This is a genomic window from Zhongshania sp. (genome assembly GCF_041584495.1).
Lineage (GTDB): Bacteria > Pseudomonadota > Gammaproteobacteria > Pseudomonadales > Spongiibacteraceae > Spongiibacter.
The window spans coordinates 37161-53173 of sequence record NZ_JBFHDY010000012.1 but is presented as its reverse complement, the minus strand read 5'-3'; the positions used below and the strand labels follow the sequence as shown (position 1 = coordinate 53173).

At 45.2% G+C, this 16013-nt stretch carries 20 protein-coding genes; 12 read left to right on the top strand and 8 right to left on the bottom strand.

Annotated features, from left to right (window positions below; all coding sequences use genetic code 11):
• Nucleotides 1-177 precede the first annotated feature (177 nt).
• Together ABYP33_RS04015 and ABYP33_RS04010 are read left to right on the top strand one after the other, a co-directional pair.
• Nucleotides 178-588, top strand: coding sequence for a hypothetical protein (locus tag ABYP33_RS04015; RefSeq protein WP_008248015.1), 411 nt, complete (start codon nucleotides 178-180; stop codon nucleotides 586-588).
• Nucleotides 589-689: 101 nt separating this feature from the next.
• Nucleotides 690-1238: a hypothetical protein gene (locus ABYP33_RS04010; protein WP_008248017.1), complete on the top strand. Its 549-nt coding sequence runs from the start codon at nucleotides 690-692 to the stop codon at nucleotides 1236-1238.
• A gap of 205 nt (nucleotides 1239-1443) precedes the next feature.
• On the opposite strand, the gene ABYP33_RS04005 is transcribed toward ABYP33_RS04010, so the two are convergent.
• The gene (locus ABYP33_RS04005; RefSeq protein ID WP_197465711.1) at nucleotides 1444-1623 is read right to left on the bottom strand and encodes a hypothetical protein; all 180 of its coding nucleotides are present in this window, start codon (nucleotides 1621-1623) and stop codon (nucleotides 1444-1446) included.
• 466 nt (nucleotides 1624-2089) lie between these two features.
• Between ABYP33_RS04005 and ABYP33_RS04000 the strand changes: the two genes are divergently transcribed.
• The 4 genes from ABYP33_RS04000 to tatC all read left to right on the top strand — a co-directional run bounded on the left by ABYP33_RS04000 (nucleotide 2090) and on the right by tatC (nucleotide 3894).
• Entirely contained in the window at nucleotides 2090-2449 is a 360-nt protein-coding gene (locus ABYP33_RS04000; protein ID WP_008248020.1) for a hypothetical protein, read from the top strand.
• 108 nt (nucleotides 2450-2557) lie between these two features.
• Nucleotides 2558-2812, top strand: a complete 255-nt coding sequence (tatA, locus tag ABYP33_RS03995; RefSeq protein ID WP_008248023.1) for a twin-arginine translocase TatA/TatE family subunit — start codon at nucleotides 2558-2560, stop codon at nucleotides 2810-2812.
• Nucleotides 2813-2818: 6 nt separating this feature from the next.
• Entirely contained in the window at nucleotides 2819-3157 is a 339-nt protein-coding gene (tatB, locus tag ABYP33_RS03990) for a Sec-independent protein translocase protein TatB (protein ID WP_008248025.1), read from the top strand.
• Nucleotides 3154-3894, top strand: coding sequence for a twin-arginine translocase subunit TatC (tatC, locus tag ABYP33_RS03985; RefSeq protein WP_008248027.1), 741 nt, complete (start codon nucleotides 3154-3156; stop codon nucleotides 3892-3894). The genes tatB and tatC overlap by 4 nt, the downstream gene beginning before the upstream one ends.
• Nucleotides 3895-4274: 380 nt before the next feature.
• Here the strand turns inward: tatC and ABYP33_RS03980 are convergent, their stop codons facing one another.
• A complete protein-coding gene (locus ABYP33_RS03980; RefSeq protein ID WP_008248029.1) occupies nucleotides 4275-5309 on the bottom strand; it encodes an IS110 family transposase in 1035 nt (344 codons plus the stop codon).
• A 700-nt stretch (nucleotides 5310-6009) separates the two neighbouring features.
• On the opposite strand from ABYP33_RS03980, the gene ABYP33_RS03975 reads away from it, so the two are divergent.
• From ABYP33_RS03975 to ABYP33_RS03950, 6 genes are all read left to right on the top strand, one after another.
• Nucleotides 6010-7173, top strand: a complete 1164-nt coding sequence (locus ABYP33_RS03975; RefSeq protein ID WP_008248031.1) for an alkane 1-monooxygenase — start codon at nucleotides 6010-6012, stop codon at nucleotides 7171-7173.
• Nucleotides 7174-7177: 4 nt separating this feature from the next.
• On the top strand, nucleotides 7178-7348 hold the full coding sequence (locus ABYP33_RS03970) for a rubredoxin (RefSeq protein WP_373088615.1): 171 nt from the start codon (nucleotides 7178-7180) through the stop codon (nucleotides 7346-7348).
• Between the two features lie 12 nt (nucleotides 7349-7360).
• Complete coding sequence (locus ABYP33_RS03965) at nucleotides 7361-7525, top strand: rubredoxin (protein WP_008248040.1); 165 nt, start codon at nucleotides 7361-7363, stop codon at nucleotides 7523-7525.
• A 12-nt stretch (nucleotides 7526-7537) separates the two neighbouring features.
• On the top strand, nucleotides 7538-9682 hold the full coding sequence (locus ABYP33_RS03960) for a PQQ-dependent dehydrogenase, methanol/ethanol family (protein ID WP_008248041.1): 2145 nt from the start codon (nucleotides 7538-7540) through the stop codon (nucleotides 9680-9682).
• A gap of 88 nt (nucleotides 9683-9770) precedes the next feature.
• Nucleotides 9771-10397: a class I SAM-dependent methyltransferase gene (locus tag ABYP33_RS03955; protein ID WP_008248042.1), complete on the top strand. Its 627-nt coding sequence runs from the start codon at nucleotides 9771-9773 to the stop codon at nucleotides 10395-10397.
• Between the two features lie 89 nt (nucleotides 10398-10486).
• Entirely contained in the window at nucleotides 10487-11482 is a 996-nt protein-coding gene (locus tag ABYP33_RS03950; protein WP_008248043.1) for a helix-turn-helix domain-containing protein, read from the top strand.
• A gap of 65 nt (nucleotides 11483-11547) precedes the next feature.
• Here ABYP33_RS03950 and ABYP33_RS03945 read toward each other — a convergent pair whose 3' ends face one another.
• From ABYP33_RS03945 to paaC, 6 genes are all read right to left on the bottom strand, one after another.
• Entirely contained in the window at nucleotides 11548-12309 is a 762-nt protein-coding gene (locus tag ABYP33_RS03945; RefSeq protein ID WP_008248046.1) for a nuclear transport factor 2 family protein, read from the bottom strand.
• Nucleotides 12310-12442: 133 nt separating this feature from the next.
• Nucleotides 12443-12862, bottom strand: a complete 420-nt coding sequence (locus ABYP33_RS03940) for an Rrf2 family transcriptional regulator (RefSeq protein ID WP_008248048.1) — start codon at nucleotides 12860-12862, stop codon at nucleotides 12443-12445.
• Between the two features lie 97 nt (nucleotides 12863-12959).
• Complete coding sequence (gene paaI / locus ABYP33_RS03935; RefSeq protein WP_008248049.1) at nucleotides 12960-13460, bottom strand: hydroxyphenylacetyl-CoA thioesterase PaaI; 501 nt, start codon at nucleotides 13458-13460, stop codon at nucleotides 12960-12962.
• Nucleotides 13461-13583: 123 nt separating this feature from the next.
• Nucleotides 13584-14675 (bottom strand): 1,2-phenylacetyl-CoA epoxidase subunit PaaE, encoded by a 1092-nt coding sequence (paaE, locus tag ABYP33_RS03930; RefSeq protein WP_008248050.1) that lies wholly within the window; start codon nucleotides 14673-14675, stop codon nucleotides 13584-13586.
• A gap of 30 nt (nucleotides 14676-14705) precedes the next feature.
• A complete protein-coding gene (gene paaD / locus ABYP33_RS03925; protein WP_008248051.1) occupies nucleotides 14706-15227 on the bottom strand; it encodes a 1,2-phenylacetyl-CoA epoxidase subunit PaaD in 522 nt (173 codons plus the stop codon).
• Nucleotides 15228-15244: 17 nt separating this feature from the next.
• Nucleotides 15245-16012 carry a 1,2-phenylacetyl-CoA epoxidase subunit PaaC gene (paaC, locus tag ABYP33_RS03920; RefSeq protein WP_008248052.1) on the bottom strand — a complete coding sequence of 256 codons (768 nt, stop codon included), beginning with the start codon at nucleotides 16010-16012 and terminating at the stop codon, nucleotides 15245-15247.
• Nucleotide 16013 lies beyond the last annotated feature (1 nt).

Sequence of the window (16013 nt, the reverse complement as noted above, 5' to 3'; positions counted from 1 at the left end):
CCCCGAGTGGGTAGCTCGATTTCTTGGCCACGCCAGCACCGAAATGCTCTTCAAAGTGTATTCACGGTATATACCCAACCTGACAAGACAGGACGGTTCCGCATTTGAGCAAATGCTTGGCGTACAGGATGAACGGCACGCCGCCCAATAACACAGTAGGGATAAGGGGAAATATTCATGACCAATGAAACAAACGATACCAATTTTATCGCTTTGCTCACCCTAGGCGATATGCGCTTACTCAACATCAAGGTACCGGAACATCTTGCAGACGATCCTGATGACGCTGTACTAGGGCTGCCACGCAGTGCCGCACTTATCCTCGCGGAACGCATACTGAACATATGGAAAGTGCCTCAGGGAGACATAGCGGTATTTCTGGCTGATATCGCTGATGAAGCATTAAGCAACCTCCTCGTTATCTATCAGCTACTGCAGGTCCTATTTCCCAGAAATGAGCCAAGTAAGTATGTACACACAAACAATAAGAACTACGACGACCGGACAACGTGGCAAGCAATTCGGGACGGCGAATCGCTGAAGGTCCGCAAATACCTAGAGCATAAATCGCTTGGCGGCGGCTGGTAGCCCCGAATGGCTATGCGCTGCTCCAAATTGAATATCCATCAACGACAACACCAATTTATACGAAACAAAGATGATGGCGCTATACGCCAACAGGAGACGCTATGAACACATTGACCAAAGAGACTGCCCGCTCACTAGCAAAAATAATCAACAGCCGTCTTTCGACCTGCTACAACGATGATTTAGTCGCTATTCTCGGTACTGGCCGCGAGTCGAATAATGAACAAGCCGTACAATCATGGCTAATGTCTCGCTTCGCCCACATCGAAGTCGGGCGTGCTGACATGCTAATGGAATACGCGTCCGAGGTACTGACTCAACACCTCGATGACATACGGCTAGAAGTGGCCATTGGCGTAATAACCGAGTTACCGCTACAGCCAAGCTTTATTCCAGCGAGAGCCCTTACTGAGCGTGAGCTACACTGCATTGCACGGTCGATCTACCTGTTGGTTTTGAGGCAAGGACCGAGAGACTATTTAGACACGCTGATCGAATTGGTGCTGGGAGGCGATGGCAATACTATCGACAAGATCGCCGCATGGATACCGTCACAAATCGAGGCTTACACTTACTTCCCTAGCGAGCTGACCTTACCCTTAGCGCAGAACATGATGCAAAAGCTCAGGCAGGCAAGTGAGTTTTATTAAAGTTTTACAACTTACCTCTCAAGGAAGGCTTCAGGACACCACTAAATGCCTATACTCTTCGAGTCACCCGACCCGACGTCAGCGTTCGGGATCTACATTTACAAAACTCGAGTGGAAATAAATTACGTAATTGGAGCTAAATGCCAACTCCAAACAGGCTGTTAAAACCTATACGCCTTGAACTCGCGACTCTGCGGCAACATGATCACTTGGACTTGATCACTATTTGGTGTTTTTCCACAAATTCGGATGCAGCCTTCATATCACCAAAAGCATTTAACAACATCTCGGACGCGCGATCTTTAACGTCTTTGTCTTCGCTCGACATTAATAAATTAATCCATGTACTCACCAGAGCGATCGGAGGCTCTTTACGTTCATTCACTTGCATACCTAAATATCAATTTCGTGAAGATCAGACCAAGTTTGAGCTGAGCCTATTGCCCTCTACTCGCCAATTCTATAACGAAACGAGCAACAGTCGGAACGATTTTTGCTGCTAGCTAATAACCTTTTAATAGTTAAGTCATATAGATTTATACATCATAGAATGCTGATTTATAAATCCATATTATCGAAAGACTACAACTACTTCCTTAAAATCCAGACACCACCAATACAACACATAAATTAGTAGACAATAGATAAAATTGTGTCATTATGTGTTAAATTCAAAATATCAAGCAAAGCTCTTAAGCTAGGATCAAGAATGCGTCACGACCGCTAAAGCCACATGTCACGGTAAAAATCTAGTACTCACGCATCTAAATACTAAAAGGTTATTCAGCACAGAACTACGTGGTTTAGCCATTACAAATCGAAAACAAACCAACAACAGGAGCATCAAAATAATGAAACAAATCCCAAAAATCGTCGCAAGCGCTTTTCTTGCCAGCCTAGCCACTACGGCAAACGCGCAGTTTTCTCTCATTACAAACCTAGCCAGCGACCTGAGCACCACACTAAATTCCATCCCGATTGGCGAACTACCGATGATCAGCGATGCATTCACAATCGCTGGGCCATCTGCTATTAGCGAGGTTTCCACTACCTTACTGCCAATACTAGTGGACTTACCCGGAGCAAATTTACTTGTCGGCCCAGTAGTCCCCTTGGGCACGCAGGCCATCGGCATCATTTCTCCCTATTTCGATAGCCTCCCGCTCACAGAGTTACCGGGATTAAGCATACTTCCCGGCGGCGGGCTATAGTGACAAAAAGCACCAGCCTTCGATTGCTAGCCACCGCAAAATCGTATCGATTTGTGGCTAGCAGTTGAATTCCTGCACGTAATTCACTGCTATATATAGAGGTAATTTATGGGTATCGGCGGAATCAGTATTTGGCAACTGCTTATCATTTTGGCCATCATCGTATTGCTGTTTGGCACTAAAAAACTCGGTAACCTAGGTAGCGACTTAGGCAGCGCATTACGCGGGTTTAAAGACGGCATGAAGGGCCTAGATCAACAATTGGCACAAGACAGTGAAGAGAAACCGTCAACTGCCTCATTAAAAGAGAGCAAAAGCGAAGCAGACCAGGCAAGCACCAGCCCAATAGAAAATCGAGCATAATCGATCATGTTCGATATGAGCTTTCTTGAATTACTGGTCGTCGGGATAGTCGGCTTGCTGGTTCTCGGCCCAGAACGGTTGCCTGGCGCAATCAGGACGGGGTCGCTTTATGTTGGCCGATTGAAGCGTGGCTTTAACAAGTTGCGCTTTGAGATTGAAGATGAAATCAACGCCACAGAAATACGTACCAAGCTGAAAAGTGACGCAATATACCGAATCGATGACGATCTTGCCGCGTTAAAACAGAATTTTCATAAAGCTATTAATAGCGAACCTGACGCAAGCACTGAGATCGCCACAGGCGACAACTCACGTTCGGCAAATAATGAAGTACGAGAGTTATGATTGCCAACGCGGAGAGTGACAAGGCTACTAACCTTACCGCGCATTTAACAGAACTGCGTGATCGGCTTTTACGTTTTCTCGTCGCAATGCTTATATCTACATTGTGCTTAATGCCGTTTTCACAAGATATTTACAGCCTCATTGCCGACCCACTTTTGCAATACCTACCGGAAGGTGGAAGTATGATTGCAACTGAGGTTACGTCGACCTTTATGGCACCACTGAAGCTTGTGCTATGCACAGCCTTCGCGTTGTCAATGCCGGTTTTTCTATATCAGCTCTGGGGATTTATATCACCAGGGCTATACCGAAAGGAACAACACCTCGGTATTCCACTGCTAATTTCCAGCGTATTGCTATTTTATATTGGCATAGCCTTTGCTTTTTACGTAGTATTTCCGCTCGTATTTAGCTTTTTTAGCAGCGCTACACCGACAGGCGTTTCTTACACCCCCGACATATCACTCTATCTCAATACCGTGCTTAAGCTATTTCTGGCTTTTGGCCTTACCTTCGAAATTCCTATTGCTACGGTACTGCTCATTACCAGTGGTATAACAAGCAGAAAAGCATTAAGTGAAAAACGACCGTATATTATATTGGCCTGTTTTGTAGTTGGAATGGTTTTGACACCACCCGACATCATATCTCAGGCATTACTCGCGGTACCGATGATCATGCTATTTGAACTTGGCCTACTCTTTAGCCTTTTGATTAAAATCAAACACTCCGATTAAATTTAAACACGCAGTTAGCAAAAAGCAATTTTCATCTTTACCTCCAACATGCGGGGTTACAATGATGACCAACCATATCTACTAATGCCAAATACCCAGCCTAAAACCTAAGGAATCTCTTACATGGACACCGCCCGTTTGCCAAGTAAAGGGTTCTGACAATATAAATCGAATGCAGTCTTACATCCGGCCTATTGATGAGCATTCAGCGCTCTGGCCCCAATGATATTTGCCGACAGGGCCCTATCTGCACATCGAGGTCTTTCCTCAAGAGATTCCTCGGGTTTGACCCGCCGCGGTTCGACCGTACTGTCATTGTCTTTACCTGTGCAATCGTTGGCTGTACTTCTCTCTTTTAGCCCTTGTTAACCCTTGCTTCTTTATTTTGCTGTAGCGTGATAACACTCGTTCCTGCTCAGCAATACCCAGGCAATCCTTGCCATTTTATTCGCCAGCGCCACAGCCCCTTCATTGGGGTGACAGCGCAGCAATAATTGCTCCACCCAAGGATTGCCGCCAGGCTGCCCCAGCGCTAACCGTCGGCGGATATGCCGAATCACGGCTCTGGCACCATGGATGAGCAACCCTCGAAGGTAGCTATCCCCTCGCTTACTGATTCCCAGTAAACGAGGCTTACCGCCAGAGGAATGCTGTCGAGGCACCAATCCTAGGTACGCTGCCAGTTGCCGTCCATTGCGGAAGCTTTGGCCATCACCGACTGTCGCAGCCAGTGCCGTGGCTGTCTGCAAGCCCACACCAGGAATGCTGGCTAAACGCTGGCTCTGCTCTGCCTGCTTATGCCAAGCCTGCAGGTATACCTCCAAATCATGAATCTGCTCCACCAGTTGAAGGTACTGCGTTCTGAGTGTTGCTACTGTGTGACGAGTCAGCATCGGCAGCCCATTGTCACCGTCTTCCAGCAAACTCGGCAATTGCCGAAGTAACACACGCTCTCCTTGAGCAAGGACAATACCGTACTCAGATAACAGCCCTCGCAGGTGGTTGCTCACGGCCACCCGCTGTTTCACCAGCAGGCGGCGCGAATGGTGTAAATGCAGCACCGATTGTTGCTCAGGGGACTTCTCAGCCACAAAACGCATTGAGGGTCGCTGTATGGCTTCGCAAATTGCCTCCGCATCATTGCGGTCATTTTTGTTGGCTTTGAGATAGGGCTTAACAAACGCGGGCGCCATCATTTTGACCTCATGTCCCAGTCGGCGAATTTCTCGTAACCAGTAATGCGCACCTCCGCAGGCCTCCATGCCCATCAAGCAAGGGGGGCAATTGGCAAAAAATGAAAGTAGCTGTGAGCGCCGCAGGGTTTTCCTTATAGCTACTTCCCCGTTGGCTGTTATGCCATGAACCTGGAAAACATGCTTTGCCAGATCTAAACCAATTACGCTAACCTCATTCATAACACCGTCCTCTCTGCTAGTTGATTGTCGAAACTCAACTATGGCACTTAGATGCCGATTCAGGGAGGGCGGTGTCCATATCATCTGCATAACCCCAAAAATTTGCGATAATGCCGGCATCATCCATTTTACTCGGAATAGTATATGAGCCAATTCACCTTTGCCGAAGCGGAATACCAAAATAAAAATCGCAAACCCGCCGCGAGCGGTTCCTTGAAAAAATGGATGCACAGATTCCGCGGGTAAAGCAAGAGAAAAATCTATGGAAATACTACCCGAAAGTCGAGAACGGGAGCCCACCCACCTCCCGGGGAACAGCGCATGTAAGCAGGAAAAATGCAGCTTACAGGCCATAACGAGAGGCGGAATTTTCTGTTTCGTAGTTTAATGGACGTGAAAATTCATGTTTTGCGAAAACAAAGCGATTTTGCGGACCGTCCCTAACAGTTAATATCTCAAGCCTTACCCGATACCCCCCCCATTCAAATATTACGCTTAACTGATCCAAGAACAAAATCAAGATATAAATATTACCCGGTAGGGGCAATATAACTCAATGAAAAAGCCCGTTTATCTCAGATCGTAATGAAACATTAATTCGTTATATGGATAGGAGATACGCAAACGGGATATATATGCATTTCCCGTTCATACTACGATACGCCTACTAAAATAAATTAGTTAGTAGGCGGTAATTGTAATGGCTCAATATAATACTTATAACCACGTTGAAAAAATAAAGAATAAGGACTCCAAACGATACCTATGGTGGCTTCCACTGTTGGTAGCAGTGTCACCGATCATCGGTATAAAAATATACGAAGCTACGGGTAACCCATTATTCCCATGGCTTACCCCTATTCTTTGGTATGTATTTATCCCACTAGGGGACCTTGTATTTGGTAGGGATGATGCAAATTACCGAGAAAGCAGATCAAACGAGATTGAGAACGATGCGTTTTATAAATGGCTCGTATTCCTTTCCGTGCCGCTTTTTTATGTGACCTGGATATATTCTGCTTGGTGGCTAGCTACTGTTGCCAATAGCACTACAGCCTACTTAGGTGTCACTATCGGCGTAGCTTTGACAAATGGACTTGCGTTGGTAGTTGGGCATGAGCTAGGTCACAAGAATAATCGACAAGAAAAGAATTTGGCCAAATTGGTATTAGCTGTTCCAGCGTACGGCCATTTTTCTGCAGAGCATAATAGAGGTCACCATAAAGATGTCGCCACTCCTGACGATCCAGCTTCAGCTAGGCTGGGTGAGTCGTTATATAAATTCATTCTTAGAGAGATTCCCGGCGCATTTGCACGAGCATTTCATGATGAGAATATAAGACTAAAAAGAAAAGGAAAGTCAGTATTTAGTATTGAAAATCAAATTCTTCAATCGTTTTCCATTACATTTCTTCTGTATGGCGGCGCACTTTACGCATGGGGACCAGTAATACTTCCATTCATCCTGATATCAACATTGTGGGGATGGCAATTCCTTTCTACGTCAAACTATATTGAGCATTACGGCTTATTGCGACAAAAACAGGAAGACGGAAGATTTGAGCGGACTCGCCCAGAGCACTCGTGGAATGCAGATCATATTGTATCTAATATTATGACATTTCATCTACAGCGGCACTCAGATCATCACTCACGCCCTACTCGTCGATATCAAGTCCTTCGAAGTGACGATGCCCCACAGCTACCAACAGGGTATGCGGGGTGCTTCACAATGGCCTACCTACCTTTCTTATGGCGCAAAGTGATGGATCACAGAGTTTTAGAACAATATAACGGCGATATTTTGAAAGCAAACCTAGACCCAAAGAAGCGCGATGCCTTAATAAGAAAATACGCTAAGTGAGGTAATGATGAATAAATATATCTGTCCAGGCTGTGGCTACATCTACAGCGAAGATTCTGGAGATGAATTTGAAGGATTTCCCGCAGGCACTAAGTGGATCGACATTCCCACCGACTGGGCTTGCCCCTCCTGCGCAGTGCGCGACAAACCAGATTTCAAAAAAATAGAAGATTAGGAACTATTTTTAATGTTAAAAAAATACGAATGCATTGTATGCGGCTTTATATATGACGAAGAAATCGGCATTCCTGACGATGGCATAGTGGCGGGTACAAAATGGGATGACATCCCTGAATCTTGGACTTGTTATGAGTGTAGCGCACCGAAATCCGATTTTGAAAATATGGAGTGAAAATAATTCACAATGAATATTAATAATAAATTAAATCATGCAATTGTGGCTATAGGAATTACATTATTTTGTGGCTGCACAGGCACAGGCACAGGCACAGGCAGAGACAATCGCACTAGTGCGAAACCTGCTAGCACTGGCACTGAGATTGAATCTATTGACTGGCCAATGCACGGAAACGACGCTTACGAACAGCGCTATTCGGTACTATCGGATATTAATACCGATAATATTTCTAAGCTTGGACTCGCATGGTACCAAGATCTACCAGAAAATCGAGGGCAAGAAGCCACACCAATTGTGATCGATGGTGTTATTTATACTACGTCTGCATGGAATCATGTTCATGCTTTCTTAGCCGAAACTGGCGAAGTACTTTGGGAATATGATCCCAAAGTTCCTAAGTCCACAGGAGTTAAAGGATGTTGCGACGCGGTAACAAGGGGCTTGGCCTACCACGACGGGGGAGTCTATCTAGCGACATTAGATGGCAGACTTATAGCGCTTGATGCGGAAACCGGTAGCATGCGCTGGAGTGTGAATACTGTAGATAGCTCTTTGAACTACACTATCACTGGAGCCCCAAGAGTTGCAAATGGGAAAGTATTCATAGGTAATGGGGGCGCAGAATATGGTGTACGGGGATACATCACAGCTTACGACATAAACTCAGGGGATCTAGTGTGGCGTTTTTACACTGTCCCTGGCACAAAAAGCCATGAAACAGGTACAGAACCACAAGCTTTAATGGATGAAACCTGGTCAAAAAGTAACAGTCCATTAGAAAAAGGAGGGACTGTTTGGGATACTATCGTCTATGACCCCGATACAAATAGCCTACTCTTTGGCGTTGGCAATGGCTCACCGTGGAACCCGAATATCCGGTCGCCCGGCGGAGGTGACAATTTATTTTTATCCTCTATAGTTTCTGTCAACGCTGATACCGGAAAATATAAGTGGCACTATCAAACTACTCCAGGAGAGGCGTGGGACTTCACAGCAACCCAGCCAATTGTACTAGCTAATATTAATATTGACGGTTTAGATCGAAAAGTCGCAATTCAAGCGCCTAAAAACGGATTCCTATATGTCTTAGATCGAACCAATGGGAAATTGATTTCAGCAGAGAAATTTGTTGACGTTAATTGGGCATCACATATTGATAAATCCACCGGGCGCCCGGTTATAAACCCAGACGCTCAATATTGGAAAACTGGCAAGCCTGCTCTGGTTAAACCGTCCTGGATGGGAGGTCATAATTGGCACCCAATGGCTTTCGACCCCAATTCAAATACACTTTATATCCCAGCCCAAAATACTTCTTTCCCTTACTTGGCGGAAGACGAACAAAGCCCTTCTAAACTGGCGGTAAATCTCGGTGTAGATACGAAAGCGGCTAATTTACCAGACGACCCAAAGGTTATAGCTGCAGTAAAAGATGCTACATCTGGCTCGCTACTTGCCCGCAACGTTCTTACCGGCGAAGATCTTTGGCAAGTAGAGTATCCTGGTGTTTGGAATGGTGGCGTTTTAGCTACAAAAGGAGGTTTAGTATTTCAAGGATCTGCTACGGGTTATGTAAACGCTTACAACTCAAAAAATGGTCATCTATTATGGCGCTTTAATGCTCAGACCGGTGTTGTTGCGCCTCCGGTGACGTTCAAAGTAAACGGCCGACAATATATCGCAGTGAACGCCGGGTGGGGGGGGATCATGCCACTTATGACTGGTGTTTTAACTCAGGATGCCGCGCAAGGCTACCCAGTTAATAAAAGCCGCCTATTGGTTTTCAAAATTGGAGGCAACACCAATTTACCCGACGATAAACGAGCCACCTTGAAGATACAACCCTCTACACAGCTAGGTGACCCAGCCGCAATTACGAAAGGGTTTGAGATTTACGACCGGTATTGTATTAATTGCCATGGCGCAGGAGCTGTTGGTGGCGGTGTAATCCCAGACCTCAGATATTCTGGATTTAACAGGGCACCTAACGCATGGCTTTCAGTTGTTAGAGATGGAATCTTAGAATCTAGAGGCATGGTGTCTTACAAGGATGAGCTGAGTGACGCAGACATAGAAAGCGTACGGCAGTATATCCTAGGGCGAACTAAGTACGCCAAAGATAGCGGCGATGATGAGCGCCCTGCTCGATGAAGTTTTTGATTAAGCCATATACTTAATTGGATACTACAATTTATATCTGACCTCTAGTTAATAAAAAAATTACATAATAGGATTAACCATGAGCTTTTATGACGATAAAGTTTTACCACACATTTTAGATAAACTCTGTAGTCAAAATTCAGTCATGAGTTTGAGAGAGCGAGTGGTTCCATTAGCTCGAGGTATAGTACTCGAAGTTGGAATCGGCAGCGGTATTAATTTACATCTATACAACCCTAGTACCGTCGATTTTGTCTGGGGACTCGAGCCCTCAAATGGAATGCGACATAAAGCGCAACATAATATTAACAAGTCCCCAGTCAACGTAAAGTGGTTAGATCTTCCTGGGGAAGAAATCCCCTTAGAAAACAATAGCGTTGACACTATTCTGCTCTGCTATACTCTATGCAGCATCTCTAATAGCGCTAAAGCTCTACAGAAAATGCATCGAGTTCTAAAGGAAGATGGAATATTATTATTTTGCGAGCACGGCAAATCTCCGGAAACTGATATTGCAAAATGGCAGCAACGGGTAACACCTACATGGAAAAAGATTGCCGGTGGCTGTCATCTTAACCGGCCTATTCAAGAATTGATAGCTTCTTCCGGCTTTGATGTTATTGAAGTAGAAACATGCTACATGGATGGATTCCCAAAGATAATGGGCTACATGTATCTAGGGCAGGCAAAAAAAATTCCAAAATAAATTTTACAACCTTAGGCTCAATAAAAGGCACCCTTTAATGGAAATTTATTTTACTCTCTGCTTATTGATCACAATGACTATTTATTTTTATGAATAAAAATTTTAATCTGATAATGGATACTGTTTTTAAAAACAGCGTTGACCCTGATGAAGCCTGCTCTTTGGTAGGATCAGTCTATCAACCACACAGGCTTAATTTGTGCCGCACGTCCGATCTGCTATCCGCAAATATGGAGCACCGCTCAATTTCTGAAACATCCTTAAGTCGATTAGCTTACAACGCAAACATCCACATACAATCTGAACCGTTCCAAAATTTCTATTTGGTAATGCTACCAGTTAGCGGTCATTTTAACATTCGCCAGAATAATATAGAAAAAACCGCCTCGGCCGGAAATCCCGTAATATTAGACACAGATAAGAATATTGACATGCAATGGTCTAATGATTGTGAAAATATAATATTTAAATTAGATAAAAATCTGATCGATCGCACTCTGCTGGAATCTTACGGGGTAGAAGCGAAACTTGCCGTCGCATTCAACTGCACAGATGGGGAAAAAAGTAATCTAGATAAGTTCTCCATTATGTTAAATAATTTTGTTATAAACAACCCATATTTAAGCGACTTACAAAACAACTCCGAAATGTTTAAAAATATTGAAAGAGTTCTAGCTCTATCCTTGCTATCTGGAAGCCACAGCCATGTTGAGGATATTGAAAAAATAAAGTACAGAGTACTTCCAAAGGTAATCGTTAAAGCCAAAGAATTCATGGAAGAAAACTACTCAAAAAAAATCACCGTTCAAGATATTGCCAACCACGTTTGTATTAGCGCTCGCTCCCTTCAAAAAGGGTTTGAGCAGTATGAGTGTTCGACCCCAATACTCTACTTAAGAAGGCTTCGCTTGAGAAGAGCCCGAGAGCTCCTTGTTTTTTCACGACGTGAAAATGTTGGAATTAAGATTTCCGAAATAGCAATGCGCTGTGGATTCTACCACTTCGGAAATTTTAGCAAATTTTACTTAGAAGAATTTGGGGAAACGCCCTCTGTAACACGCTCTGGACGAAAGTCCGCTTTATAGCTTCTGCACGCAGAGCTCCTATGGTTTGCATTCGATAATGCGCTACCCCCTAACTAAATTTCTCCTTAGAATTTCCCGTTATTATTTTGCCATGCATCCCGCGCTGGAATCTCTTCGACCACGTCCCAGTGCTCAACTATTTTTCCGTCGGCTAAACGGAACATGTCATAAAAGGCAACGTCATTACCATTGAAGCGCCCACCAGAAGCGACCAGCGCAAAGTTGCCTTTACCTAGCACCATATGCACTTTGCTATAGGCTACCTCTACGCCTTCTTCTGCCCACTGACCAAAGGCTTCTGCAAGACCATCCAAACCGTCTCTAACCATGGGGTGATGCTGAATATAGGTTTGGGCACTGACAAATTCCTCCGCCCTAGACAAGTCTCCCACCATCAAAATATTTTCTACAAATGCGCGGGCCACTAATTTATTGGCAGCAGTACAATCTATATCTACGATCTCAACGGGGCCGTCCAGTAGGCTGCGACCGCTGGGATTAGCTGGCATAAGTGGCTGTGCGTTATCCCAATGCTCAACTACGTAATCACCCTCAAATCGAAATATATCAAAAACCGCTTTTGCGCCGCCAATATCTATCTCACTATGGGCAACAACGTAGTCTCCATCTTGAAATACCCGCTTTGTTGACACTTTAGCCAGACCATCTGGCAGTGACGCCACCAGCCCACGAAATCCTGCGGGGCCATCAGGCACATAGAGATTATGTTGAATATAAGCCTTGTCATCGATAAGGCTCATTGCATCCGTATCTTTTGTCTCTATCGCTTTAAGTAAGTCTACGACCTTGGCTTCACGAATATTCATATTTCAGTCCTCTTAACTTTCATCTCACACGCTAAACGCGCCCATAAATACTCACCAAAAAATGATTTTAGTAAGTAAATCCTTATTAATGTAACAAAAACTGTTACATTAATGTGCAAATTTTTTAGCGGGACTAGCCCGCTATCTCTACTTTCGCCACCAAATCTCTAATCGTTACTTTTCCGAGAACGGCCTCAACCATGCATTGTGTACTCGAAAGCACTCCTCCTAAAAGCCCTTCAATATTACGACCTACAGGACACTGGGGATTAGACGTTGGGTGCACCCGAAACAACTGCCCTTCCTCGTCTACGGCCCGCCATACATCGAACAAAGTGATACTGCTGGCAGGTCGAGCAAGACGGACGCCGCCACTGGCGCCACGCTCAGAGCTTGTAATTTTCGCATCGTTTAAGCTAATAAGCAGGCGTCGAATTAGCGCCGCATTAGTACCCACGCTGGATGCAATCAACTGGGACGAGATTGGTCGCGTCTCATCCAAGCTAATAACAGTTAGTACATGTACCGCTACTGCAAATCGGGTATTGCTCATAATTTTAATCAGACAATGTATTTGTAACCATTATGATTACTTATTATTGTCTGTCAAGTGAAGCGCGCTATTTTTCTGTATAGCATCTTATTCCGCCTTAACTAGGCTTTAGCTGGGCCTTGGCTAGGTACTCAGCGGCTTTGCTTTGCAATTCGCGCCCGTCCATCAATACACCCTGTACTTGATAGGAGCGCCCACGGAATGTTGCTAGCAGCTCGGCTCGCTGATTTACAATACTGACATCGTATACCCCTGTCCGCTTGCCCCGTGATAGCTCCTTTGCTGTAGCAGTTAATCGATCCCCAAGTTTAGCCGGTGCAATATAGTCGATTGTGCAAGCTTGCCCAACAGTCACTGCATTATAAGTATTACAGGCAAACGCAAACGCTGAGTCGGCGAGTGTAAAAATATACCCGCCATGACAGCTATCGTGGCCCTGTATCATCACATCGCTAACGATCATACTGAGCACTGCTTCGCCAGGTACTATCGTGTCTATCACCATTCCCAGCGCGCGCGTTGCTAAATCGCGCTCATACATTAGCGCCGCACAAGATTCTGCTAACTGTTGTGGCGATAATTCAACGGTACTTTGCATTAACAATCCCCAATAGCCTTAAATAAAAAAGGCGCATGACCCAATACTTAAAAAGGTGATGCGCCCAATATCGGTCTAATAATCGAAATAGCGACTAGCCCCATTTGGGCGTCGCGAACTTAATTATTTCTCGTCAAAGCTAACAACCACCCTGTCGCTTATTGGATGCGCCTGGCAGGTAAGAATAAAGCCACGCTCAACATCTGACGCATCTAGACCATGGGTAATATCTTGATCTACCTCGCCCTCTACAAGATGCGCTTTGCAGGTGGAGCAAACCCCACCCTTGCAACTGTATGGCAGGTCTATTCCGTTATTCATACCGGCATCTAATATATTCTCGCCGTCAGCAGCAAGGTCAAAGCTACTAGCCCGACCGTCGGCAATGATCGTCACCTCACTGGTTTTACCCGCATAGGTTTTAGCCCGAGCGTGATGCTTTTTAACCACTGTATCGGCATCTTCGGCCGAAGAGCCAAATAGTTCAAAGTGAATATTATCGTCTGCAACGCCAAAACCACGCAGCCCCCTAGACACCTCAGAGATCATCGACTCTGGACCACAAATATAATAACTATCGAACTGACCAAGTGGCAGTAAGCGTTTGCTTAAGGCCGCGCCTTTGGCGTTATCAAGACGGCCGTTAAGCAGATCGACACCTTGATCTTCACGACTCAATATATTCACCCAGTGAAAGCGGGTCATAAACCGATTTTTCAGGAAGCTTAGCGCGGTGCGAAACATCATGGTGTTCGTGCGCTGATTACCGTACAAAAGCGTAACTCGGCTTTCAGGCTCTACTTCTAGTACCGACTTAATATTCGACAACACCGGGGTAATACCACTCCCAGACGCAATAAAAAGATAATTGCTCGCTTTCGCTGGATCTAGGGCCACACTAAAACTACCCTGCGGCGGCATAATTTCTAGCGTTGTGCCCTCCGCAAGCTGGTCATTAGCAAAGTTAGAAAATTTTCCGCCTTCAACTCGCTTAATAGCGATTTTCATACTTTTATCGTTTATACCCGAGCATATTGAATAAGAGCGCTGTATAGGCTCTCCGTCGATTTCAGCGCGCAGAGTTAAGTATTGACCTGGGCGGTATGTAAATGTGGCAGCAAGCTCTGAAGGGACCTCAAAACTCAGCACTACGGCGTCATCGGTTTCTTTTGTACTGCGCGAAACGGTAAGCGGATGGAAATAATTGGCCTTCATGCCCCAATACCCTCAAATAAGCTAAAGTAGCTAAATATTTTTAAAATAATCAAATGCTTCACTGCAGGCCTTGCAACGGTAAAGTGACTTACATGATGTAGAACCAAACTCACTTATTACCGCCACATCCATTGAATTACAGTGTGGGCATTGAATTCCTATATTCGAATTTTTACTGGGCGCAATTCCGTAATCCTGCAATTTTTTACGCCCCTCAGACGACATCCATGCAGTTGTCCAGGCTGGCGACAGCTTAGACTCAACCCGACCATTCACGTACCCCGACTTTTGCAATGCAATGAGAATATCTTCCTTCATTACATCAACAGCGGGGCAACCAGAATAGGTCGGGGTGATCGTTACGAGTAATTCCTCGCCCACTTTTTTTATATCTTGTAATACACCGAGATCCCAAATACTAAGAACAGGTATCTCAGGGTCTTTTACTGCGTCTAACAGATCCCATATTTCTGGAATATCAGACTCACGTCGTCGCCTGCGACGCTGGTACTCCTCCAATGGCAAAAGCGGAATAAGCTTGCTGTCTTTCATGGCGTTATTCCCAGGCTCTACCAACGACAGCCAGGATAGGCACGCTGCACATATTGCAATTCAGCTAACAAATGCCCTAGGTGCTCGGTATGGAAGCCAATACGCCCACCTTTAACTGCCCAACTTGCCGGTGGCAAAGTCACATTCGCTTCAGCAAAAGTTGTCGATACCGAACTAAACCAACGGTCAAATAAGGTACTGCGATCAACGGCAACGCCAATTTCACACAAGTCACGCTCAAGATCGTCCATCTCGAACAACTCGGTGGTATAGCCCGTCAACTCATCTAAGGCCGCCTGCAAGCGACGACGACTTTCGTCTGTGCCGTCCCCTAAGCGCAACATCCACTCGCGACTACGACGCAGATGATAACTTGTCTCTTTTGCCGACTTAGCAGCAATACCAGCAAGATCACTGTCTTTTGAATTAAGCAACTCAGCAAGAAATAAGGCCTCGTACTCATCCAACAAATATTGCCGAGCCAGCGTAAACGCGAAATCACCACGCGGTAGCTCATGCATCAGCAAATTGGTGAAATCACGACAATCTCGCTGGTAGGCTAGTGAGTCCTCGGTACTGCCGTTACCACGCAATTGCGCGGCATAATTTAAAAAATTACGCGCTCGCCCCACATAATCTAGGGCAACATTCGTTAGCGCTAAATCTTCTTCTAAAAATGGGCCATTGCTACACCACTCGCTTAAACGGTGCCCCAATACCAAGGCGTCATCGCCAAGTCGAAGTGCATACACGCTTATTGCTTGATCTATATCTCGTTCTTTCATT